Source organism: Kitasatospora sp. NPDC034023 (assembly GCF_055575795.1).
Genome location: NZ_JBVIRY010000004.1, coordinates 384112 through 405388 on the forward strand (window position 1 = coordinate 384112; position 21277 = coordinate 405388).

Here is a 21277-nt window from a genome sequence, read left to right on the forward strand (position 1 = left end):
GCCCCCTGAGGACCGCCGATGCCCCGGATCGCCCGCCGCACCCTGCTCACCGGCCTCGGCGGGGCCGCGCTCGCGGCCTGCACGGGCGGCACCACCCGGCCCCCGGCCCCGGCCACCGCCGACAGCCTCGACGCGACCGCCTCCCCGACCGCCACCCAGCTGCCCCCGGTGACCGTGAACACCGCCACCGGGCCGGTCCTGGTGCCGGGCAAGCCGATGCGGGTGGTCGTCCTGGACACCGACGTGCTCGACTCCGCGCTGACCCTCGGCATCACCCCGATCGGCGCCGCGCTCCCCGCCCACGACACCCGGTACCCCGACTACTGGCCGACCCTCCGGACCGCCGGGATCCGGCTCGTCGGCCCCGCCGGATCACCCGACCTGCCGACCGTGCGGGCCCTGCGACCGGACCTGATCCTCTCCAACCAGACCCGCGACGGCGACCGGTACGACCAACTGCGCGAACTCGCCCCCACCGTGCTCACCCAGACCACCGGCGCCCCCTGGAGGGCCAACTTCCAGCTGCACGCCCAGGCACTGAGCCGGGAGGCCGCCGGCGCGGCCTTCGTCGGCGCGTACCAGAAGCACGCCGGCCAGGTCGCGCAGGCCCTGTCCGCGGCGAAACTGTCCGGGCGCAAGGTGAGCCTGGTGCGGTTCGTGGAGGGCGGCGGGATCCGGCTGTACGGCCGGCAGAGCTTCCCCGGCAGCGTGCTCGCCGATGCCCAGGTGGGACGGCCGGACCCGCAGAACGTCGACCAGTCGGACTTCGAGGTCCCCCCGGACCAGATCGGGAAGGCCGACGGCGACCTGCTGCTGTACGCGACGTACGGCGACCCGGAGCCGGCGGGCCTCAACGCGACGCTGGCGAGCCCGGGTTGGCAGGCGCTGGGGGCGGTCCGGGCGCACCGGGCGTTCCCGGTGGACGACCAGCTGTGGTTCCAGGGGATCGGCTACACCGGGGCCAACTACCTGCTGGACGAACTGCAGCGCTTCCTCGGGGCGTGAGCGCACGGGCGGGCCGAGGCAGCGGCCCGCTCGGGCACGATCGATCACGATTCGGTTCTGGAGTTAGGCGCTTGACCTGCGGGCCCGTCAGAATGAGCCGGTAACTCGCCGCTCACTCTCCGGGGACGACACCGTGTCAACTACCGCAGCTCCACAGGCTCCTGCCCGCAAGGGCGGGGCCGCCGCCCTCGGCTGGCTGATCAGCATCGGCTTCAACGTCGTCGCACCGATCCTGATCTACAACCAGCTGCACGACCACGGCTACAGCGAATCCACCGCGATCCTGCTCTCGGGCCTGGGACCGGTGGTCGACACCGTGATCTACCTCCTCTGGCACCGCCGGATCGACGAGTTCGCCGTCGTCTCCCTGGTGTTCGTCGCCCTGACCCTGGTGGTCGCGCTGATCGGGCCGCAGGACCCGAAGATGCTGCTGGCCAAGGACTCCTTCGTCTCCGGCCTGCTCGGCGTGTTCTACCTGGGCTCGCTCGCCGCACCGAAGCCGATCATGTTCTACTTCGGGCGCAAGTTCGCCACCGACGGCACGCCGGAGATGGTCGCCTGGTGGAACTCGATGTGGCAGTACCCGGGCTTCCGCCTGGTCCAGCGCAACCTGACCATCGTGTGGGGCGTGGCGTTCATCCTGGAGGCCGCGCTGCGGATCGTGCTGGTCTACACCCTGTCGCACGGCACGGTGGTGACGGTCAACAACATCCTTCCGTACGTGGTGCTCGGCGGGCTGGTGTACTTCACCATCGCCTACGCCAAGCGGGCCAGCGCCAAGGGCCGGGCCGCTGCTGCCGCCGCGGCGGAAGCCGGTCAGCCCGCCGCCGCGTAACGGGCCGGGGGCTCGCCGACCACGGCCGTGAAGTCGCGGGTGAGATGGGCCTGGTCGGCGTAGCCCAGTTCGGCGGCGAGTGCGGCCAGGTCCAACTCGCCGCCGCCGCTCGCCCGTTCGGCCGCCTCGTGGAGCCGGGCACGGCGCAGCACCCACTTCGGGGAGGCACCGACGTACTCGGCGAACAGGCGCTGGAGGCGTCGGACGCCGAGCCCGAACTCGGCGGCCAGATCGTCCACCCGGCAGAGATCCGGCGAGCCGGTGATGCGCTCCACCATCGCGGCGACCTCGTCCGCGACCGGGTCGGGCGCGGGCAACCGGGGCAGCAGGAAGGCGTCGGCGAGGGCCGCCGGGCCGGCCCCTTCGCCGCCCAGCAGGGCCGCGTCGAGGCGGTCGGCAGCGGGCCCGAAGAACTCGACGGCGGGGACGGACCGGTCGGCCAGCGCACTCACCGGACGGCCCGCGAAGGGGCGGAAGGCCCCGGGGCGGAACTTCACGCCCAACACGTGCCCGGCCCCCTCCAGCCGACGGACGAAGAGCGAGCGGTCCACCCCGTAGACCCGGGCCCGTGGGGCCTCGAAGACCAGATGGACGTTCGGGTGGGCGAGCACCTTCTGCTCGTACGACGGCAGGCCGTGCAGGTCCCAGCGCACCAGCCAGTAGTACTCGACGAACCGCGCCACCGCGGGATCGGGCGCCAGGCGCTCCACGCTGATCAGCTCGGCTGCCCGGGCCGGGTGCAGCACGCCGCGGCCGAGATCGGGAGAGTCGGCGGAGTCCATGGCCGCCAGGGTAGCGTCGCGTTTCTTCAAGACCCGGACCTTCCGGCCGGTGCAGGATCGGTCACATGAACGTCCACCCGATGCACCCCGTCCTGGCCCGCGCCGCCACCGCTGCGGCCGAGGTCGCCACCGCCGTCCCGGCCGGCTTCGCGTCGGACGCCCCGACGCCCTGCACGGGCTTCGACACCCGCGCGCTGATCAATCACTGGGTGCTCTACACCTCCCACGGCCTGGAGCACCGGGCCCGGCGCACCGAGCTGCCCCAGGAGCTGATCGAGCGGGACTTCACCGCCGAGGCCGACTGGCGCTCTGCGTACGGGGCGCAGCTGGAGCGGGCGGTCGCCGCCTGGGCCGATCCGGCCGCCTGGGAGGGCGACGTCGACCTCGGCGGCTCGCCGATGCCGGCGGTGGGCATCGCCCGGATGCTGATCCTGGAGCTGGTGCTGCACGGCTGGGACGTCGCCCGGACCGTCGGTGCGGAGATCTCGGTCGATGAGCAACTCGCCGCGATGGCACTGGAGATCGTCGCGGAGAACGCCGAGCTGTACCGGCAGTACGAGGGCTTCGCCGAAGCGGTGGCACTGCCGGACGACGCCTCCACCTGGGACCGCGCGCTCGCCGCCTCGGGCCGGGACCCGCACTGGAAGGCCTGACCCCCACCCGGGGGGAGCCGCGAGAAGCCGCAGCCCCCCGGGGAGTCCGTCAGGACAGGGTGTCCGCGAGCTTGCTGGAGCCGCGCTGGACGATGTTGTCACGGGTGTTGCCGGCGTCGAGGCAGACCCCCGGGTGCCCCGGCCCGTGAAGATCGAGGAGTTCCACGTGAGGTTGTCGGACGGGCTGGTGGCGTCCTTGAAGAGGCGGGCGGGGAGGGGGTTGTCCGACGATCACTCGGAGCCCAACGCCGCCCGGAGTTTGGCGCGCAGGACCCGGACGGCCGGGGAGTGCTGGTCGGGGCGGCTGACGAGCGCGAGGCAGGAACGGACGGCAGCGTCCGCGATCACCATGGTGCTCAGGCCGGGGCCCTCGACGGAGGAGGGGCTGAGGACCGCGACGCCGGCTCCGCGTTCGGCGAGACGGAGGACGGCGACCGGGGAACTGGCGTCGATGTCCACCCGCGGGTCGAGGCCGAGCTGCGCGCAGGATCGCTCGTAGGCGGAGCGGATGCCGGTGCCCGGGGAGAGGCAGAGGATCTTCTCGCCGCGCAGGTCGGCGAGGGTCAGTCCGGGCCGGTCGAGCGCATGCCCGGTCGGGACGACGGCGGCGATCTGCTCGTCCACGACGACGCCGGCGTCGAGGCCCGCCGGAGCCTCGCCCGCGTAGCCGATCAGGGCCAGGTCGAGGGCACCGGACAGGACCTGCGCCTGGAGCAGGTCGGAGTGGCCCTCGTGCAGGCTCAGTTCGATGCCGGGGTGGGTACGGCCGAGATCGGCGACCACGTCGAGGAACGGCGGGATCGAGCAGCCCATGATCATGCCGAGCCGGACCCGGCCGCGCACCGCGTCGGCGAACTCGGCGGCGGTGTGCCGGATGGCGTCCAGGGTGGCGAGGGCGCTCTTCGCCAGCGGGAGAACGGCCTCCCCGGCCGGGGTGAGGCGGACCTGGCGGCCGGATCGGTCGAGCAGTTGCTGGCCCAACTCCTTTTCCAGCTTGGCCACCTGGGTACTGACACCGGACTGGCTCACGTGCAGGCGACGGGCGGCGGCGGTGAAGGTCCCCTCGTCGACCACGGCGGCGAGGTAGCGCAGCTGGTGCATCTCCATAACTCATGATGATAGAAGGTATCGGATCCATCTGTTGGACGGATTGCCCGCCGCGCAGAACGATGGAGACATGACGACGACGAAGAACGCACGCGAGCTTGCCGAGACCTACTTCACCGCCTGGGAGGCGGGCGACTTCGAGACCATCCGGGGACTGCTGGCCGACGACGTGGACTTCGTCGGGGCACTGGGAACCGCCAGCGGCGTGGAGCAGGCACTGGCCGGACTGCAGGGGCTCGGCCGGGTGCTGGAGAAGATCGACGTGAAGGTGCGCGTCGCCGAGGGCGACGAGGTGATCACCTGGTTCGAGCTGAACACCAGCATCGCGGAGCCCACGCCGACGGTGAACTGGATGCACGTGGAGGACGGGAAGATCGCCCGGATCCGGGTCACCTTCGACCCGCGCGCCCTGCTCGCCGGATTCGAGAAGAAGAGCTGAGCCGGGGGGCGGTGACGGCCCTCCTCCAGGGGTGCCAAAGCCGACGAATTCGACCACCACGCCGCCCGGCATGCCGGAGTGGGAAGTCGGCCCCACCGACTTCCCACTCCCCACCTCCACTCCCATTCCCACTCCCACTCCCCTGCCTCACTCGCCGGAGCGGATCGGCTCTCCCGTCCGGTGCAGGTGGGCGAAGATCTCGCGGTACGAACGGAGCAGGCCCACCTCGTAGTACGGGATGCCCTGCTCCGCGCAGAACTCCCGGGTGATCCGGGCGGCCCGGCCGAGCGCCGGAGTCGGCATGCTGGGGAACAGGTGGTGCTCCACCTGGTAGTTGAGGCCGCCCATCACCGAGTCGACGACCGCGCCGCCCCGCACATTGCGCGAGGTGAGCACCTGGCGGCGCAGGAAGTCCAGCTTCATCTCGGGTGTCACCATCAGCATGCCCTTGTGGTTCGGGGCGAAGACGCAGCCCAGGTACACCCCGAGCAGCGCCTGGTGCACGGCGAAGAAGGCGATCGCCTTGCCGGTCGGAAGCGCGGCGAAGATCAGGCCGAAGTAGGCCACGAAGTGCACGACCAGCAGCACGCCCTCCAGCAGCGGCCGCTTCATCGTGGGGCTGCGCAGCGCGCGGAAGCTGTTGAAGCTGAGGTTGAGGCCCTCCAGCAGAAGCAACGGGACGAACAGGTAGGCCTGTCGGCGGCCGATGAACCGGGCGAGGCCGCCGGCCTCCCGGGCCTGCCGCTTGGACCACACGACCAGGTCGGGGGAGACGTCCGGGTCCCGTTCCTCGTGGTTCGGGTTGGCGTGGTGGCGGGTGTGCTTGTTCATCCACCAGCCGTAGCTCATGCCCATCAGCAGGTTGGCGGCGATCCGGCCGCCGATCTCGCTCGGCAGGCGCCGGGTGAAGACCTGACGATGCGCCAGATCGTGAGACAGCAGGGCGACCTGGGCGAAGACGAGGGACATCGCCGCCGCCAGGCCGAGCTGCCACCAGGTGTCGCCCAGCGCGAACAGGGCGTACCAGCCGCCGACGAACGCGGCGAGCACCAGGGCGATCCGGGCGGCGTAGTAGCCGGGGCGCCGGTCGAGCAGGCCCTCGGCGGCGATCCGGCGGCTCAACTGGGCGAAGTCGCTGCCACCGCTGCCCGCCTGCGGGGTGGTGATGGTGGGGGCGGTGGTGGTGGCAGGGGCCTCGGTCATCGTCAAGGGCTGTGTGGGCATGCCCCGAGTCTGGTGCGGCCGGGCGGCCCGAAGAACGGGGAAAGCACCCTTCCCGTACGGGTGTTAACCCCCGTACGGGAAGGGGTGCCGGCCCTGCCGCGGCGGTGCTTCACCCCGCGCCCGACGGTCGGAACAGCTCGGCGGTTCCAGCTCATCCCGGTGCTCTCCGGCGTCAAGGCGCTCCCGCTGCGCGATCCCCCGCCCCCGCCTCAGCCCTGCTGCTGCGGCGGACGGCGGCGCATGCCGACCAGCAGCAGGACCACCGCGGAGATCACCGCCGACACCCGCAGCACGTTCGGGGCCGACGACCAGCCGATCTGCCCAAGCGGGGAGCCCGACTGCAGCCCGCCGCCCTGGCCGCCGCCCTGCTTGGCGTGCTGCATGGCGTACAGGGTGGTCGCGCTCATCGTGATCAGCGGAATCCCGAGGATCGCGAACTTGCGCATCAGATCAGAGAGCTGGCGGGACAGGTAGCCGAGGCCCCAGCCCGCCAGCATCACCGGGAAGAAGCCGGTGACCGCGCCGCCGACCAGCAGGACGCTGGAGAGCAGGATCAGCGGGGACACCTTGCGGGCACCGGCATCCTTGCCCGCGCCCTTGCCCGCGCCCTTCCCTGCGCCCTTCCCCCCTGCGGGAACCTTGGGCGCTCCGGCGGCGGGGGCCTGCCCAGCCGCCTTGCCCCTGGCCTTCCGCAGCTTCTTCGACTTCCGCAGCGTCTTCGGGTCCGCCCCGGGCTCCACCGGCTGCGCGGCGGACTCGGCCGGGTCCGCGGGCTCGCCCGGCGCACGCTGATCGGGGATCGGCTTCGGCGCGGGCTCCGGCCCGTCCGAGAAGTCGAACACCGTCATGGTCCACGGGCCGGTGCTGCTCACCGTCGGCGGCGGGATGGCGGACGCCCGCGCCTCGGCGTCCACCACGTCCGGCGGGTTCAGCGGGACGGACGGGATCCCGGCCGCGCTCGGCGCCGGCGGGTCGTACACGCTGTCAGGATCGTGAGCGGGCACGGCCGGCGGCACCGACGGCGCGGGCGGCACGGACCCGGCGCCCGACGCCCCCGACGCTCCGCCCCGCGCGGCCCGGTCCTCCGCACCCCCGACCGGACGCTCGCTCCACGGCCCGCTCTTGCGCCACCACTCGCCGTCCGTCATCACCGACACCCCGCCTCGCCCGGCTCGCCCATGGAGAGCGCGGCCGCCCACCGAACCGCCCTCGGCGTGACGCTACCCACCCCGCCCCCACCCACGCGAGTCCGACGGCCGGCGCGGGGCACCGGCCGGTCCGGGCGGTGTGCGGGACACCTCGCCGTCCGCCCGCCCGACTAACCTAGGTCGAATGACCACACAGCAGGGCCACCAACGCCGGGGCAGGTCCGCCGCCGGCCCGCGCACCCTCGCCGAGGAGCTGCGCGCCCGTCCCGACGACGCGCTCGCCGCCCTGCTCCGCTCCCGTCCCGACCTGCTGAACCCGGTCCCCGGCGACCTGACCCAGCTGTCCGCCCGGCTCTCCTCGCGCGCCTCCGCGCTGCGCGCCCTGGAGCGGCTGGACCGCTTCACCCTGCAGGCCGCCGAGGCACTGGCCACCGCCCCGGACGGCACCTCCCTGGCCACCGTCCGCTCCCTGCTGACCGGCCCGGCCAAGGTCAAGCCGCACCCCGGCGCGACCCCGCTCACCCCGGCCGACCGGTCCGCCGTGGCCGCCGCCCTGCCCCGCGCGATCGCCACCCTGCGCGACCGGGCGCTGCTCTGGGGCCCGGACAACGGCCTGCGACTGGTCCTCGCCGTCCGCGAGGCACTCGCCCCGACGGCCGCCAATCCCGGCCGCACCGGCCTCGGCCCGACCCTCGCCGAAGCCACCGTCGGCATGTCCCCGGCCCGGCTGCAGCAGCTGCTCGCCTCGGCGGGCCGGCCCGCCACCCCGGACCCGGTCACCGCCGTCGCCGCGCTCACCGCGCTGCTCACCGACCGCGACGCCTGCACCGCGCTGCTCGACACCGCCCCCGAGCCCGCGCTGCGGCTGCTGGAGCGGCTGGTCTGGGGGCCGCCCACCGGCACCGTCCCGGACGCCGTCCGCCCGGTCACCGCCGAGGACGCGCAGAGCCCCGTCGAGTGGCTGCTCGCCCGCGGCCTGCTGCTGCCCACCAGCCCCGGCAGCGTCGTGCTGCCCCGCGAACTCGCCCTGCACCTGCGCGGCGGCCGCACCCACCGCACCGTCGAACCGGTCCAGCCCGAGCTCGCGCCCGCCGCCGCCCCGCGCGATCCCCAGGTGGTGGACAGCGCCGCGGCCGGGCAGGCCCACACCGCCGTCAAGACGATCGAGGAGCTGCTGGACGGCTGGGGCCTCACCCCGCCGCTCACCCTGCGCGCCGGCGGCCTCGGCGTCCGCGACCTCAAGCGCGCCGCCCAGGCCCTGGAGGCCACCGAGCAGCAGACCGCGTTCTGGCTCGAACTCTCCTACGCCGCCGGCCTGCTGGCCCCCGACGGCGGGGTGGACGAACGCTGGGCCCCCACCCCCCGGTACGACGCCTGGCTGCAGCTGGACACCGCCGAGCGCTGGTCCGTCCTCGCCACCGCCTGGCTCGCCGCCACCCGCGTCCCGGCCCTCACCGGCACCCAGGACGGCAAGGGCAGGCCGCGCGCCGCCCTCGGCCCCGAACTCGACCGCACTCTCGCCCCGTCCGTCCGCCGCGCCGCCCTCGCGCTGCTCGCCGAACTCCCGCCCGGCACCGCGGCCACCGCCGAGGAGCTGCTCCCCGCCCTGCGCTGGCAGCGCCCGCTGCGCGGCGGCCCGACCGGCCCGGACGGCCGCGACCTGCGCGACGAACTCACCGCCTGGACCCTCGACGAGGCCGAACTCCTCGGCGTCACCGGCCGCGGCGCCCTCGCCGCCCCCGCCCGTGCCCTGCTCACCGCCGAGGCCGACCCGGCCGAGGTGCTCGCCCCGCTGCTCCCGAAGCCGCTGGACCACGTGATCCTCCAGCCGGACCTCACCGCGATCGCCCCCGGCCCGCTGCTCACCCCGCTCGCCCACGCCCTCGCCCTGTGCGCCGACGTCGAGTCCAAGGGCGGCGCCACCGTCTACCGCTTCACCCCGGCGTCCGTGCGCCGCGCCCTCGACGCCGGGCGCACCGCCGCCGACCTGCTCACCTTCCTGGAGCAGCACAGCCGTACGCCCGTCCCGCAGCCGCTCACGTACCTGATCGACGACGTCGCCCGCCGGCACGGCATCCTGCGGGTCGGCGCCGCCTCCTCCTACCTGCGCTGCGACGACCCGGCCCTGCTGAACGAGGTGCTCGCCGACCGCCGCTCCGCCGACCTGCGGCTGCGACTGCTCGCCTCCACCGTCCTGGCCTCCCAGGCCGCCCCGGACGTCCTGCTCGCGACGCTCCGCGCCATGGGCTACGCGCCGGCCGCCGAATCCGCCGAGGGCGACGTGCTGATCACCCGCCCGGACAGCCACCGCACCCCGCCCCGGACCGCGCCCGTCCCCGTCCCCGACGGCCCGCCCACCCCCGACGACGTCCTCCTCGCCGCCGCCATCAAGGCCATCCGGGCCGGCGACCGCGCGGCCACCGCCACCCGCCGCGAACCCACCGCCGACCCGCGCCGGCTCCCGCGCACGGCCGCCGCCGAGACCCTGGCCGCCCTCCAGACGGCCGTCCTCCTCGGCGAGCGGATGTGGATCGGCTACCTCAACGCCGAGGGCATCGCCAGCCAGCGCATCATCGACCCGGTCAAGGTCGAGGGCGGCTTCGTCACCGCCTTCGACCACCACGCCGACGAACTCCGCACCTTCGCCCTCCACCGCATCACCGGCGTCGCGGAGTTGGAGGAGTAGGGCGCCGGTCGGGCCGTCAGTGCCCCTGCGACTCCTTCATCTTCTCCTTGACCGCCTGGTCCGCCAGGCTGCCGATCTGCCCCTGCCCGACCGGCATCTCACCCCCGGTGACGGTGTCCGCGAGCAGGAAGCCCGGCGCCGCGAGCAGGCCGCCGGGCCCCTCGCCGATGCCCGCGAGAGCGTGGGCGGACCCGGCCGAGGAGGCGGTGGCGGCGAAGGCCGTGCCCATCAGGGCGAGGGCGGTGAGAACGCGCTTCGACTTCTTCATGACCAGCTCAACGAGCGAGTACGCACGGTGGTCACTCGGCCCGTTTGACGGCCCGCTCCCACCGGCGTAGTCCGGGAACAGGGGGGTTCTCGACAAAGGAGGCACCCACCATGCTCGGCGAACTCATCGGCGAGATCCAGGGCGAGGAGACCGGTCGACGGGTCCTCTCCGTCGGCGACGGGCACCCGATCGTCGAGGTGTCCATCCGGGGCACCGCCAGCTACTACGGCACGGCGGTCAACACCATCGGCACCTACGAGTCCGAACTGCGCGCCGACGGCTCCCTCTTCGGCGAGGGCCAGGGCGTCGACATGACCGCCGACGGCCAGGGCGTCAGCTGGCACGGCAGCGGCATCGGCCACTTCACCGAGGCCGGCAGCACCGAGTTCCGGGGCGCGATCTTCTTCTCCACCGTCGCACCACAACTCGAACGCCTCAACGCTGTCGTCGGCCTCTTCGAGTTCGACACCGACGCCGGCGGCAAGATCACCGGCCGGATCTACGAATGGAAGTGACCCCCGGGTGGAAGTGACCCCCGGGCCGTAGCTCCCGGAGGCACCCGTTCCACCTGCCCGTCCACAGAGCCGGTCCACGGAGCGGGTCCACAGAGCGGGTCCACGTCGGCGGCGGAATGCGCGACACTGGAGGGTCTGCGTCAATCCACCCTGTCAGCCAGTGGAGGGCTTCCCCGCGTGAACGACGGACCGCTCATCGTCCAGAGCGACAAAACTCTCCTCCTGGAGATCGACCACCCCAAGGCCGCCGACTGCCGTCGCGCCATCGCGCCGTTCGCCGAGTTGGAGCGGGCACCCGAGCACGTGCACACGTACCGGGTGACCCCGCTCGGGCTGTGGAACGCGCGGGCGGCCGGCCACGACGCCGAGCAGGTGGTGGACGCCCTGGTGACGTACTCGCGCTACCCGGTGCCGCACGCACTGCTGGTGGACGTGGCCGACACCATGGGCCGGTACGGCCGGCTCCAGCTGGTCAAGCACCCGACGCACGGGCTGGTGCTCAGCACCACCGACCGGCCGGTACTGGAGGAGGTGCTGCGCTCCAAGAAGATCGCCCCGCTGGTCGGCGACCGGGTCGACCCGGACACCGTGGTGGTGCACCCCTCCGAGCGCGGGCAGATCAAGCAGGTGCTGCTCAAGCTCGGCTGGCCCGCCGAGGACTTCGCCGGGTACGTGGACGGCGAGGCGCACCCGATCGAACTCGACGAGGACGGCTGGCAGCTGCGCCCCTACCAGTCGCAGGCCGTCGAGGGCTTCTGGCACGGCGGCTCCGGCGTCGTCGTGCTGCCCTGCGGGGCCGGCAAGACGCTGGTCGGCGCGGCCGCGATGGCGCACGCCAAGTCGACCACGCTGATCCTGGTCACCAACACCGTGTCGGCCCGCCAGTGGAAGCACGAGCTGGTCAAGCGCACCTCGCTCACCGAGGACGAGATCGGCGAGTACAGCGGCACGCGCAAGGAGATCCGTCCGGTCACCATCGCCACCTACCAGGTGATGACCACCAAGCGGAAGGGCGTCTACGCGCACCTGGAGCTCTTCGACGCCCGCAACTGGGGCCTGGTGGTCTACGACGAGGTGCACCTGCTGCCCGCCCCGGTGTTCAAGTTCACGGCCGACCTGCAGGCCCGCCGCCGACTCGGCCTGACCGCGACGCTGGTGCGCGAGGACGGCCGCGAGGGCGACGTGTTCAGCCTGATCGGTCCCAAGCGCTTCGACGCGCCGTGGAAGGAGATCGAGGCGCAGGGCTACATCGCGCCCGCCGACTGCTGCGAGGTCAGGGTCACCCTGACCGACTCCGAGCGGCTCGCCTACGCGACCGCCGAACCGGAGGAGCGCTACCGCTTCTGCGCCACCACGGCGACCAAGCGGCGGGTGGTGGAGGCGCTGGTCAAGAAGCACGAGAAGGACCAGACGCTGATCATCGGCCAGTACATCGACCAGCTGGACGAGCTCGGTGAGACCCTGGACGCCCCGGTGATCAAGGGCGAGACCAGCAACGCCCAGCGCGAGAAGCTCTTCGACGCCTTCCGGAACAAGGAGATCGGCGTCCTGGTGGTCTCCAAGGTCGCGAACTTCTCGATCGACCTGCCCGAGGCGACGGTGGCCATCCAGGTCTCCGGGACCTTCGGCTCCCGCCAGGAGGAGGCCCAGCGCCTCGGCCGCGTGCTGCGTCCCAAGGCGGACGGCCATGCGGCCCACTTCTACTCGGTGGTCGCCCGGGACACCGTGGACCAGGACTTCGCCGCCCACCGGCAGCGCTTCCTCGCCGAGCAGGGCTACGCGTACCGGATCATGGACGCGGACGACGTGCTGTAACGGCGGGAACGCTCAGTAGCGGACACCGTCGCGCCCGAGGAAGATCACGCGCGCGGCGGTGTCCAGGGCGATGCCGACGTTGCGGACGGCGGTGCTCAGCGGGTTGCGGTGGCGGCCCTGGACGGCGGTCGCGCCGGCCGGGCCCGTACGGGGGGTGTGGGTTTCGGTGCTCATGTCTTCAACGGTAGGCACCCGGACGGCTGCGGGCATCACTCCAAAGGCCGTATCCACCTCGGCGGCCCTCGTCCTCCGGGTGTACGGCGCCCCCTGAGACCTGCGGGGCTGGAACCCCGAGACGGACGGGTCTAAGATCGTCCGTCTGCCCCCTCCCGAACCGTGGTACCTGCTGAAGTCCCGCAGGCAGCCGGGGGAGGCGCCGACCGCACGGCAACCGGTCGGCTGTACCCCACCGTGAGCTCCATCGATCCGCTGCGCCCGCCACCGGGGCAGCCGGGAAGGTTCGCTGTGCCTGCCACCCCCACCACCGACCCCCTCCAGCGCGAACGCGAGCACCTGGCCGCGTCCCGGTCCGCGCTGCGAGCGATGCGCGAGGACGTCGAGTCGCTCGACCTGCGCGACGTGACCGGCACCTGGGTGTCCGCCGCCGTCCTCCACAACCAGATCGAGGCCCGGATCGCCGCCCTGGCCGACCTCTCCCACACCCCGCTCTTCTTCGGCCGCCTCGACTACCTGCACGCGATCAGCGAGGAACTGAGCGAGGGCGGGGGAGGGGAGAACTTCTACATCGGCCGCCGCCACGTCCACGACGCCGACGGCGACCCGATGGTGATCGACTGGCGCGCGCCGGTCTCCCAGCCGTTCTACCGGGCCAGCCGCACCGAGCCGCTGGACGTCGAGCGCCGCCGCCGCTTCGGCTACACCGGCGGCGAGCTCACCGCCTACGAGGACGAGCACCTCACCGACCCCACGGAGACGGAGGGCACCTCCGCCCTGCTCGCCGCCGAGATCGAGAAGCCCCGCGTCGGGCCGATGCGCGACATCGTGGCCACCATCCAGCCCGAGCAGGACGAGATCGTCCGCTCCGACGTGACGGGCACCATCTGCGTCCAGGGGGCGCCGGGCACCGGGAAGACCGCCGTCGGCCTGCACCGCGTCGCGTTCCTGCTGTACGCGCACCGCGAGCGCCTGGCCCGTACCGGCACCCTGGTGATCGGGCCGAACAACGCCTTCCTCTCCTACATCGAGCAGGTGCTCCCGGCCCTCGGCGAGCTGGACGTCGCCCAGGCCACCGTGCAGCAGCTGGTCGGGCACGTCGAGGTCCGGGGCGAGGACAGCCCGGAGTCGGCCCGGCTGAAGGGCGACGCCCGGATGGCCGAGGTGCTGCGCCGGGCGGTGCGGGCCGGCATCAGGCTGCCCACCGAGCCCTGCGTGGTGGTCCGCGGCTCCCGCCGCTGGCGCGTCCCGGTGTACGAACTCGTCGAGATCATCGAGGAGTTGAAGGGCCGCGAGGTGCGCTACGGCGCCGCCAGGGACGCCCTGCCGCAGCGCATCGCGCACGCCGTGCTGCTGAAGATGGAGCAGGGCGGCGAGGCCCCCGACGACCGGGTGCAGGACGCGGTGGCCCGCAACAGCGCCGTCAAGGCGGTGGCCAAGGAGTGCTGGCCGGCCGTCGACCCGGCGAAGCTGGTGCTGCGGCTGCTCTCCGACCCGGAGTTCCTGGCCGAGTGCGCCGAAGGCGTGCTGACGCCCGAGGAGCAGCAGGCGGTGCTGTGGCCCAAGCCAGGCCGCTCGGTGAAGACCGCCCGCTGGACGCCGGCCGACGCCGTCCTGGTGGACGAGACGACGGACCTGGTGCAGCGCACGCCCTCGCTCGGCCACGTGGTGCTGGACGAGGCGCAGGACCTCTCCCCGATGCAGTACCGCGCGGTCGGCCGCCGCTGCACCACCGGCTCGGCGACCGTCCTCGGCGACCTCGCCCAGGGCACCACCCCGTGGGCGACGGCGAGCTGGCCGGACGCGCTGCGCCACCTGGGCAAGCCGGACGCGCACATCGAGGAGCTGACCAAGGGCTTCCGGGTGCCGGAGGAGGTCATCGCGTACGCCTCCCGGCTGCTCCCGGCGATCGCCCCTGGCCTGGCCCCGGCCACCTCGGTCCGTGACACCGCCGGCTCGCTGACGATCCGCCAGGTCACCGAGGGGGAAGGGGTCGAGGCGGTGGTCGCCGCCTGCCGGGAGGCGCTGGAGCACGAGGGCTCGACCGGCCTGATCGCCGCCGACGCCCGGATCCCGCTGTTCGCCGAGGCGCTGACCGCGGCCGGGCTGCCGTACCTCTCCCCCGGCACCGAGACCAGCGCCGAGGCCCGGCTGACCCTCGTCCCGGCCTCGCTGGCCAAGGGTCTGGAGTACGACTACGTGGTGCTGGACGAGCCGGCCGCGGTGATCGCCGGCGAGCCGGACGAGCGGACCGGCCTGCGGCGGCTGTACGTGGCGCTGACCCGCGCCGTCTCCGGCCTGACCGTGCTGCACGGCGAGCCGCTGCCCGAGCAGCTGCGGTAGCGCGCAAGAGGGCCGGCCCGCGGGGCGGCCCTCTCGCGTGCACTCAGGCGTCGATCAGCGCCCGCCACTCGGCGACCTTGGCCGCGTCCACCGGCGTCCGCCAGCCGTCGGCCCGCACCGCGCCGCCGACGTGGAAGGCGTCGAAGCCCTCCGCCCGCAGCCCCTTCAGGTGCTCGGCCCGCAGGCCGCCGCCGACCAGGATCCGCTGCCGGTAGCCGGGCTCGCCGGCGCGGGCCAGCTCGGCCGAGAGCGCCTCGCGGCCGGCGTCCACCCCGGCGGCCGCGCCGGAGGTGAGGAAGGTGTCCAGCCCGGGCAGCGCGCCGACGGCGGCGCGCAGGGCGGCCCGGTCGGCGCTGTGGTCGATCGCCCGGTGGAAGGTCCAGCGGCAGCCGGCCACCGCCTGGGCGACGGTCGCGGTGGCGTCCGGGTCGACCGCGCCGTCGGCGTCGAGGAAGCCGAAGACGAACTCCTCGGCGCCCTCGGCCCGCAGCGCGGCGGCCCGGGCACACAGCTCGTCCAGGTCGCCGGGGGCGAAGCCGTCCCGGATCCGGAGCATGACGCGCAGCGGGATGCCGACGGCGGCCCGGATCCGGGCGAAGTCCTCGACGGACGGGGTGAGCCCGTCGGCGGCCATGTCGGTGACCAGTTCGAGCCGGTCGGCGCCGCCCGACTCGGCGGCCTGGGCGTCCTGGGGCGTCAGCGCGATGACTTCGAAAATTGGTCTAGACATATCAGACAGCCTGCCACACCCGCCCGCCCCCGACGAGACCGCGCCCCCGGTTCCGGTCACGCCGGGCCGGGGGCGCCCGTCACACCCGTCCCGGCAGCATCCCGTCGGCTCCCCGCCGGCCGAAACGGTGGCCCGCCACCGCCACCAACACCAGCAGGGCCACCACCGGCACCGCCACCGGCAGCAGGTGCGACATCCCGCCGGACCCCCGCCAGATGTTGAACAGGCTGCCGGGCCCGGTCAGCACCAGCACCGCCAGCCCCACCGCCGCCGGCCCCATCCGCCCGCGCAACCCGGCGAAGGTCAGCAGCACCGGGGCGATCAGCATCACCACGAACCACTGACGGTCCAGCGGGAAGGTCGTGTCGTCCCAGTTCTGGACCGCCTCCAGCAGCCCGCCCGCGGCCATCGAGGCCAGCACCAGAGCGGCGGTCCGCAGGTTCGGCCGGGGCAGCAGGTCGGTCGGCGCGGCGACCAGCAGCAGCGCGGCCACCACGAACGGCAGCGAGGCCATCCCGACGTAGCCGACCCACCAGGCGTCGAGCCCGGACGTCCGCCAGGCGGCGTCGCCCAGGTCGTACAGCCCGACGGCGCCCAGGAGCAGCGCGGTGACCCGAACGGCCGTCCAGCGCCCCAGCAGGGCTGCCACCCCGAGCAGCAACGCGGCCACCGGCGGGCCGAAGGCCCGGACGTGGTTGCCGAACGAGTCGTCCCAGGCCAGCCACCTGGTGGTCCGTTCAAGGGTGGCCAACCAGGGCACCATGGTGGCCCCGACCACCGCACCGGCGATCATCGGCGCCACCAGCGCGAGCAACCGGCCGGCCGCCGAACCGCCGGTCAGCCCGAGCCGCACCCTCAGCCCGTACGCCGCCAGGCCGAGTACCTCCCGGGCGACCGCCGTGCGACCGCCCGCGGCCGCTGTGTCGGCGAACACCTCGGCCAGTTCCTCACCGCGGTCACGGCGGTACTGCGCCGGGTAGAGCTGCAGCGCGGCCCGCAGCGCCGCCGAGGGCGCGGGACCGATCACCGGCATGGTCATGAGAGTCCTCCCCCCGCGGCGGGCCGCCCCTGCGGCCCGGCCTTCCCCGGCAGCATCGACCGGATCTTCGTCAGCCGGCGTTCAGCCTCGGTGGCGACCGCTCGCAGGCGCCCGGCCTCGGCGGCGAGGGCACCCCGGCCGGCGTCGGTCAGCGCGTAGCTGCGCCGGGCGCGGCCGTCCACCACCTCCTCGGCGGCGACCTCGATGAGGCCCTGGCCCAGCAGCCGGTCGAGTGCGCCGTAGAGCGTGCCGGTGCGCATCTTGACCCGGCCGTCCGAGATCGCGGCGATCTCCTGGATGAGCGCGTAGCCGTGCCTCGGGGCGTCGGCCAGCGCGGTGAGCAGAAGCAGCGTCGGCTCCTGCATGGAGCGTTCTGTCATACGTCTACATATATCGTCAACCGGCACATCCCGTCCACCGGAACGGCCCGACACAATGTGCCCCATGCCGACCGAGGACCTGCTCACCGCCTGGACCGCCCTGCTGCACCGCTGCGGCACCACCGACGACCCCGAACCGTACGGCCGGGAACTGCTGCGCCGCTGGTCGGACCCGCGCCGCCGCTACCACTCCACCGAACACCTGCGCGCGGTCCTGCACCACGTCGACGAGCTCGCCGGGCACGCCGCCGACCCCGACGCCGTCCGGCTCGCCGCCTGGTTCCACGACGCCGTCTACCGGCCCGACCGCACCGAGAACGAGGAGCGCAGCGCCGCCCTCGCCGTCCGCGCGCTGACCGCCGCCGGCCTGCCCGCCGCGCGCGTCACCGAGGTCGAACGTCTGGTCCTGCTCACCATCGGCCACGACCCGGCCCCCGGCGACCGCGACGGCGAGGTGCTCTGCGACGCGGACCTCGCCGTCCTCGGCGGCACCCCCGAGGCCTACGCCGCCTACGCGGCCGCCGTTCGGGAGGAGTACGCCTTCGTCCCCGAGCCGGACTTCCGCACCGGCCGGGCCGCCGTCCTGCGCCGACTCCTGGCGCTCCCGGCCCTCTACCGCACCCCCGCCGCCCGCGGGCGCCTCGGCACCGCCGCCCGCAGCAACCTCACCGCAGAACTCCGGCAGCTGGAGGGCTAGGCCAGCTCCCCCACCGGCGCCACCACCGCGCCCTGTTTGCCGCACACCCAGTGCGGCTCGGGCCCCAGCTCGGGCTCCACGCTCAGCGCGTGCGGGTCGCCGTCGGCCGCGCAGGCGTCGCACAGCGGCCACCGGCCGTACGCCTCCAGCAGCGCGTCCTGGACGTCCTGGGCGACCAGCCCGAGCACGTACTCGGTGCCGTCCGGCCACTGATCCAGCCACCAGCGGCGGTGGGTGACGGCCTGCTCCACCAGCGAGACGACGGCGGCGTCCGCCACGTCCCGTGCGGTGAGGTCGGCCAGGATCAGGGCCCGGGCGTTGTGCAGGGCGGTCTCGATGTCGTCGGAAGCCATCCGTCCATTCTCCGTGGAAACGCGGGAACGCCGAAACGCCGCGTGGGCGGCCCCCCGAAGGGAACCGCCCACGCGGACGAGGATTCAACCGATCCGATCGAAAGCGATCAGGATCAGAAGTCCATGTCACCGCCCGGCATGCCGCCGCCGGCGGCCGCGGCGGCCTTCTCCGGCTTGTCGGCGATGACGGCCTCGGTGGTGAGGAACAGCGCCGCGATGGAGGCGGCGTTCTGCAGCGCGGAGCGGGTGACCTTGGCCGGGTCGATGATGCCCTCGGCGATCAGGTCGACGTAGGTGTTGGTGGCGGCGTTCAGGCCGTGGCCGGCGGGGAGGTTGCGCACCTTCTCCACCACGACACCACCCTCGAGGCCGGCGTTGGTCGCGATCTGCTTGATCGGGGCCTCGAGCGCGACCTTGACGATGTTGGCACCGGTGGCCTCGTCGCCCTCCAGCTCCAGCTTGTCGAAGGCGACACCGGCCTGCAGCAGCGCGACGCCACCACCGGCGACGATGCCCTCCTCGACGGCGGCCTTGGCGTTGCGGACGGCGTCCTCGATGCGGTGCTTGCGCTCCTTGAGCTCCACCTCGGTGGCCGCGCCGGCCTTGATGACGGCCACGCCGCCGGCCAGCTTGGCGAGGCGCTCCTGGAGCTTCTCGCGGTCGTAGTCCGAGTCGCTGTTCTCGATCTCGGCGCGGATCTGGTTCACGCGGCCCGCGACCTGCTCGCTGTCGCCGCCACCGTCGACGATGGTGGTCTCGTCCTTGGTGATGACCACCTTGCGGGCGGTGCCCAGCAGGTCGATGCCGGCGTTCTCCAGCTTGAGGCCGACCTCCTCGGAGATCACGGTGCCACCGGTGAGGATGGCGATGTCGCCGAGCATGGCCTTGCGGCGGTCGCCGAAGCCCGGGGCCTTGACGGCGACGGACTTGAAGGTGCCGCGGATCTTGTTCACGACCAGGGTCGACAGGGCCTCGCCCTCGACGTCCTCGGCGATGATGACGAGCGGCTTGCCGCTCTGCATGACCTTCTCCAGCAGCGGGAGCAGGTCCTTGACCGAGCCGATCTTGGAGTTGGCGATGAGGATGTACGGGTCCTCGAACGTCGCCTCCATGCGCTCCAGGTCGGTGGCGAAGTAGGCGGAGATGTAGCCCTTGTCGAAGCGCATGCCCTCGGTGAGCTCGAGCTCCAGACCGAAGGTGTTGCTCTCCTCGACGGTGATGACGCCTTCCTTGCCGACCTTGTCCATGGCCTCGGCGATGAGCTCGCCGATCTGGGTGTCGGCGGCCGAGATGGAGGCGGTGGAGGCGATCTGCTCCTTGGTCTCCACGTCCTTGGCCTGGGCCAGCAGCTGGTCGGAGACGGCGGCGACGGCCTTCTCGATACCGCGCTTCAGGGCCATCGGGTTGGCGCCGGCGGCGACGTTGCGCAGACCCTCGCGGACGAGCGCCTGGGCGAGCACGGTGGCGGTGGTGGTGCCGTCACCCGCGACGTCGTCCGTCTTCTTGGCGACCTCCTTGACGAGCTCCGCACCGATCTTCTCGTACGGGTCCTCGAGCTCGATCTCCTTGGCGATGGAGACACCGTCGTTGGTGATCGTGGGGGCGCCCCACTTCTTCTCCAGCACGACGTTGCGGCCCTTGGGGCCGAGCGTGACCTTCACGGCGTCGGCGAGCTGGTTCATGCCACGCTCAAGGCCGCGGCGAGCTTCCTCATCAAAGGCGATGATCTTGGCCATCAGAAGTGGTCCTCCGGGACACGGTCGACTGCTCGGACCAAGGGGTGCCCGCGACGGACGGCCCTGGTGTGCGGGGGTCTTTTCCCCTACCGCTCCCGGGGGCCTCACCGACCCGGTCCGCTGTCACTCTCACACTGTGAGTGCTAACGCCAATGATTAGCACTCACGGTGGTCGAGTGCAAGCCCAATCGGCAACCCGCGAGCCGCCGCCGTGGACGCCCGGGGACGCCGACGGGCCCGTGCGACGCGTGTCGCACGGGCCCGTCGAGAAGCGAGTGGTCACCAGCCGTAGGGCCGCGCCGAGCTCCTGGGGTCGGAAGGGGTCAGACCGCGGCGCGGACCATGTCCGCCTGCGGGCCCTTCTGTCCCTGAGAGATCTCGAACTCGACCCGCTGGCCCTCCTCGAGGGTGCGGTAGCCGTCCATCTGGATCGCGCTGTAGTGGACGAAGACGTCCGCACCACCGTCGACCGCGATGAAGCCGTAGCCCTTCTCCGCGTTGAACCACTTGACGGTGCCCTGAGCCATTCCGAACTCCCCTAGTGCTGTGCTGGCCCTTCACGTGCCCGCAGGTCGCGGGCCCGGATTGGTTTGAAGGCCGGCCCGGGGAACCCCCCCTGGGCGCAGCCGTGCACGCCGCAACCCTCCGCACGGGACGCCCAACGGCCTCCGGTGAGCGGGTGATTGCGTCGACCGCCGCTGAATGTATCCGGACCGACGCCCTCTGCAACAGGGTCAGCCGCCGGTAATTCCGCTGAAGCGTCAAGGGACAGCACGGGCTGAATCGGGAAGATCTCGGCATTTAACGCCGGACATAGCGGACGAATTACCCAAATGCCCGCGGCAATTCTGACATCCGCCTGACATGTTTCACGAGCCGGTCTCACCGGCCGGACGCCGCCCCGGCGGAACACCGCGGGTGGCCGCAAGGGAACCCCTGTTCCCAGCCGAGCGACACTCTACTCCGACTCGACTCGAAAATATTCCAGCCGGAATGCAACCGGCCGCCCGCGCATACGGAAAGCGGAATTCCGTACGGGCGGGCGGCCGAATAGCCGGCGTCACGGCTCAGCAGCCGCCGGCCACCGCTGGGATGATCGAGACGCTGGCGCCGTCCTTGATCTCGGTCGCCAGGCCCTCGGCGAAGCGCACGTCGTCGTCGTTCACGTAGACGTTGACGAAACGGCGCAGCTTGCCGGCGTCGTCCAGGATGCGGGCGGAGATGCCCGCGTGGTTCTGCTCCAGGTCGGCGATGACCTCGGCCAGGGTGACGCCCTCGGCGGTCACCTCGGCGGCGCCGCCGGTGTAGGTGCGCAGGATGGTGGGGATGCGGACGTTGGCGCTCATGG

22 protein-coding genes are annotated in these 21277 nt (G+C 72.9%); 9 read left to right on the forward strand and 13 right to left on the reverse strand.

The genetic code is table 11. From position 1 onward, the window contains the following. Window positions 1–18: 18 nt before the first annotated feature. Together ACZ52R_RS08855 and ACZ52R_RS08860 are read left to right on the forward strand one after the other, a co-directional pair. The gene (locus ACZ52R_RS08855; RefSeq protein WP_465753225.1) at window positions 19–1005 is read left to right on the forward strand and encodes an ABC transporter substrate-binding protein; all 987 of its coding nucleotides are present in this window, start codon (window positions 19–21) and stop codon (window positions 1003–1005) included. A 133-nt stretch (window positions 1006–1138) separates the two neighbouring features. Continuing rightward, window positions 1139–1840: a VC0807 family protein gene (locus ACZ52R_RS08860; protein ID WP_465616410.1), complete on the forward strand. Its 702-nt coding sequence runs from the start codon at window positions 1139–1141 to the stop codon at window positions 1838–1840. On the opposite strand, the gene ACZ52R_RS08865 is transcribed toward ACZ52R_RS08860, so the two are convergent. Further along, on the reverse strand, window positions 1822–2622 hold the full coding sequence (locus ACZ52R_RS08865; RefSeq protein WP_465753226.1) for an AraC family transcriptional regulator: 801 nt from the start codon (window positions 2620–2622) through the stop codon (window positions 1822–1824). The genes ACZ52R_RS08860 and ACZ52R_RS08865 overlap by 19 nt on opposite strands. Window positions 2623–2687: 65 nt before the next feature. Here ACZ52R_RS08865 and ACZ52R_RS08870 point away from each other — a divergent pair, with 65 nt between their 5' ends. After that, window positions 2688–3275: a TIGR03086 family metal-binding protein gene (locus ACZ52R_RS08870; RefSeq protein ID WP_465753227.1), complete on the forward strand. Its 588-nt coding sequence runs from the start codon at window positions 2688–2690 to the stop codon at window positions 3273–3275. 231 nt (window positions 3276–3506) lie between these two features. On the opposite strand, the gene ACZ52R_RS08875 is transcribed toward ACZ52R_RS08870, so the two are convergent. Beyond that, window positions 3507–4382 (reverse strand): LysR family transcriptional regulator, encoded by an 876-nt coding sequence (locus ACZ52R_RS08875; RefSeq protein WP_465616404.1) that lies wholly within the window; start codon window positions 4380–4382, stop codon window positions 3507–3509. 70 nt (window positions 4383–4452) lie between these two features. Here ACZ52R_RS08875 and ACZ52R_RS08880 point away from each other — a divergent pair, with 70 nt between their 5' ends. Beyond that, a complete protein-coding gene (locus ACZ52R_RS08880) occupies window positions 4453–4821 on the forward strand; it encodes a nuclear transport factor 2 family protein (protein WP_360494735.1) in 369 nt (122 codons plus the stop codon). A 147-nt stretch (window positions 4822–4968) separates the two neighbouring features. On the opposite strand, the gene ACZ52R_RS08885 is transcribed toward ACZ52R_RS08880, so the two are convergent. After that, window positions 4969–6045, reverse strand: coding sequence for a fatty acid desaturase family protein (locus tag ACZ52R_RS08885; RefSeq protein WP_465616402.1), 1077 nt, complete (start codon window positions 6043–6045; stop codon window positions 4969–4971). A gap of 209 nt (window positions 6046–6254) precedes the next feature. After that, complete coding sequence (locus tag ACZ52R_RS08890; protein ID WP_465753228.1) at window positions 6255–7025, reverse strand: hypothetical protein; 771 nt, start codon at window positions 7023–7025, stop codon at window positions 6255–6257. Window positions 7026–7377: 352 nt separating this feature from the next. Here ACZ52R_RS08890 and ACZ52R_RS08895 point away from each other — a divergent pair, with 352 nt between their 5' ends. After that, window positions 7378–9879 (forward strand): helicase-associated domain-containing protein, encoded by a 2502-nt coding sequence (locus ACZ52R_RS08895; protein WP_465753229.1) that lies wholly within the window; start codon window positions 7378–7380, stop codon window positions 9877–9879. Between the two features lie 16 nt (window positions 9880–9895). Here the strand turns inward: ACZ52R_RS08895 and ACZ52R_RS08900 are convergent, their stop codons facing one another. Further along, the gene (locus ACZ52R_RS08900) at window positions 9896–10147 is read right to left on the reverse strand and encodes a hypothetical protein (protein WP_360494744.1); all 252 of its coding nucleotides are present in this window, start codon (window positions 10145–10147) and stop codon (window positions 9896–9898) included. Between the two features lie 110 nt (window positions 10148–10257). Here ACZ52R_RS08900 and ACZ52R_RS08905 point away from each other — a divergent pair, with 110 nt between their 5' ends. Then, a complete protein-coding gene (locus ACZ52R_RS08905) occupies window positions 10258–10662 on the forward strand; it encodes a hypothetical protein (protein ID WP_360494747.1) in 405 nt (134 codons plus the stop codon). 177 nt (window positions 10663–10839) lie between these two features. Continuing rightward, window positions 10840–12477, forward strand: coding sequence for a DNA repair helicase XPB (locus ACZ52R_RS08910; RefSeq protein ID WP_465616395.1), 1638 nt, complete (start codon window positions 10840–10842; stop codon window positions 12475–12477). 12 nt (window positions 12478–12489) lie between these two features. Here ACZ52R_RS08910 and ACZ52R_RS08915 read toward each other — a convergent pair whose 3' ends face one another. After that, window positions 12490–12651 (reverse strand): hypothetical protein, encoded by a 162-nt coding sequence (locus tag ACZ52R_RS08915; protein ID WP_360494753.1) that lies wholly within the window; start codon window positions 12649–12651, stop codon window positions 12490–12492. Between the two features lie 291 nt (window positions 12652–12942). On the opposite strand from ACZ52R_RS08915, the gene ACZ52R_RS08920 reads away from it, so the two are divergent. After that, on the forward strand, window positions 12943–14994 hold the full coding sequence (locus ACZ52R_RS08920) for a HelD family protein (RefSeq protein ID WP_465616393.1): 2052 nt from the start codon (window positions 12943–12945) through the stop codon (window positions 14992–14994). A 43-nt stretch (window positions 14995–15037) separates the two neighbouring features. Here ACZ52R_RS08920 and ACZ52R_RS08925 read toward each other — a convergent pair whose 3' ends face one another. From ACZ52R_RS08925 to ACZ52R_RS08935, 3 genes are all read right to left on the reverse strand, one after another. After that, entirely contained in the window at window positions 15038–15724 is a 687-nt protein-coding gene (locus ACZ52R_RS08925; protein WP_465664661.1) for a copper homeostasis protein CutC, read from the reverse strand. A gap of 79 nt (window positions 15725–15803) precedes the next feature. Further along, entirely contained in the window at window positions 15804–16763 is a 960-nt protein-coding gene (locus tag ACZ52R_RS08930; protein ID WP_465616389.1) for a hypothetical protein, read from the reverse strand. Beyond that, complete coding sequence (locus ACZ52R_RS08935; protein WP_465616387.1) at window positions 16760–17143, reverse strand: PadR family transcriptional regulator; 384 nt, start codon at window positions 17141–17143, stop codon at window positions 16760–16762. The genes ACZ52R_RS08930 and ACZ52R_RS08935 overlap by 4 nt, the downstream gene beginning before the upstream one ends. A gap of 64 nt (window positions 17144–17207) precedes the next feature. On the opposite strand from ACZ52R_RS08935, the gene ACZ52R_RS08940 reads away from it, so the two are divergent. Then, the gene (locus ACZ52R_RS08940; RefSeq protein WP_465616385.1) at window positions 17208–17840 is read left to right on the forward strand and encodes an HD domain-containing protein; all 633 of its coding nucleotides are present in this window, start codon (window positions 17208–17210) and stop codon (window positions 17838–17840) included. Here ACZ52R_RS08940 and ACZ52R_RS08945 read toward each other — a convergent pair. From ACZ52R_RS08945 to ACZ52R_RS08960, 4 genes are all read right to left on the reverse strand, one after another. After that, on the reverse strand, window positions 17837–18193 hold the full coding sequence (locus tag ACZ52R_RS08945) for a hypothetical protein (protein WP_465626718.1): 357 nt from the start codon (window positions 18191–18193) through the stop codon (window positions 17837–17839). The genes ACZ52R_RS08940 and ACZ52R_RS08945 overlap by 4 nt on opposite strands. 113 nt (window positions 18194–18306) lie before the next feature. Next, window positions 18307–19929, reverse strand: coding sequence for a chaperonin GroEL (gene groL, locus ACZ52R_RS08950; RefSeq protein WP_049652341.1), 1623 nt, complete (start codon window positions 19927–19929; stop codon window positions 18307–18309). A gap of 323 nt (window positions 19930–20252) precedes the next feature. Continuing rightward, window positions 20253–20456 (reverse strand): cold-shock protein, encoded by a 204-nt coding sequence (locus tag ACZ52R_RS08955; RefSeq protein ID WP_030289665.1) that lies wholly within the window; start codon window positions 20454–20456, stop codon window positions 20253–20255. A gap of 540 nt (window positions 20457–20996) precedes the next feature. Beyond that, complete coding sequence (locus tag ACZ52R_RS08960) at window positions 20997–21275, reverse strand: MoaD/ThiS family protein (protein WP_360494773.1); 279 nt, start codon at window positions 21273–21275, stop codon at window positions 20997–20999. Window positions 21276–21277 lie beyond the last annotated feature (2 nt).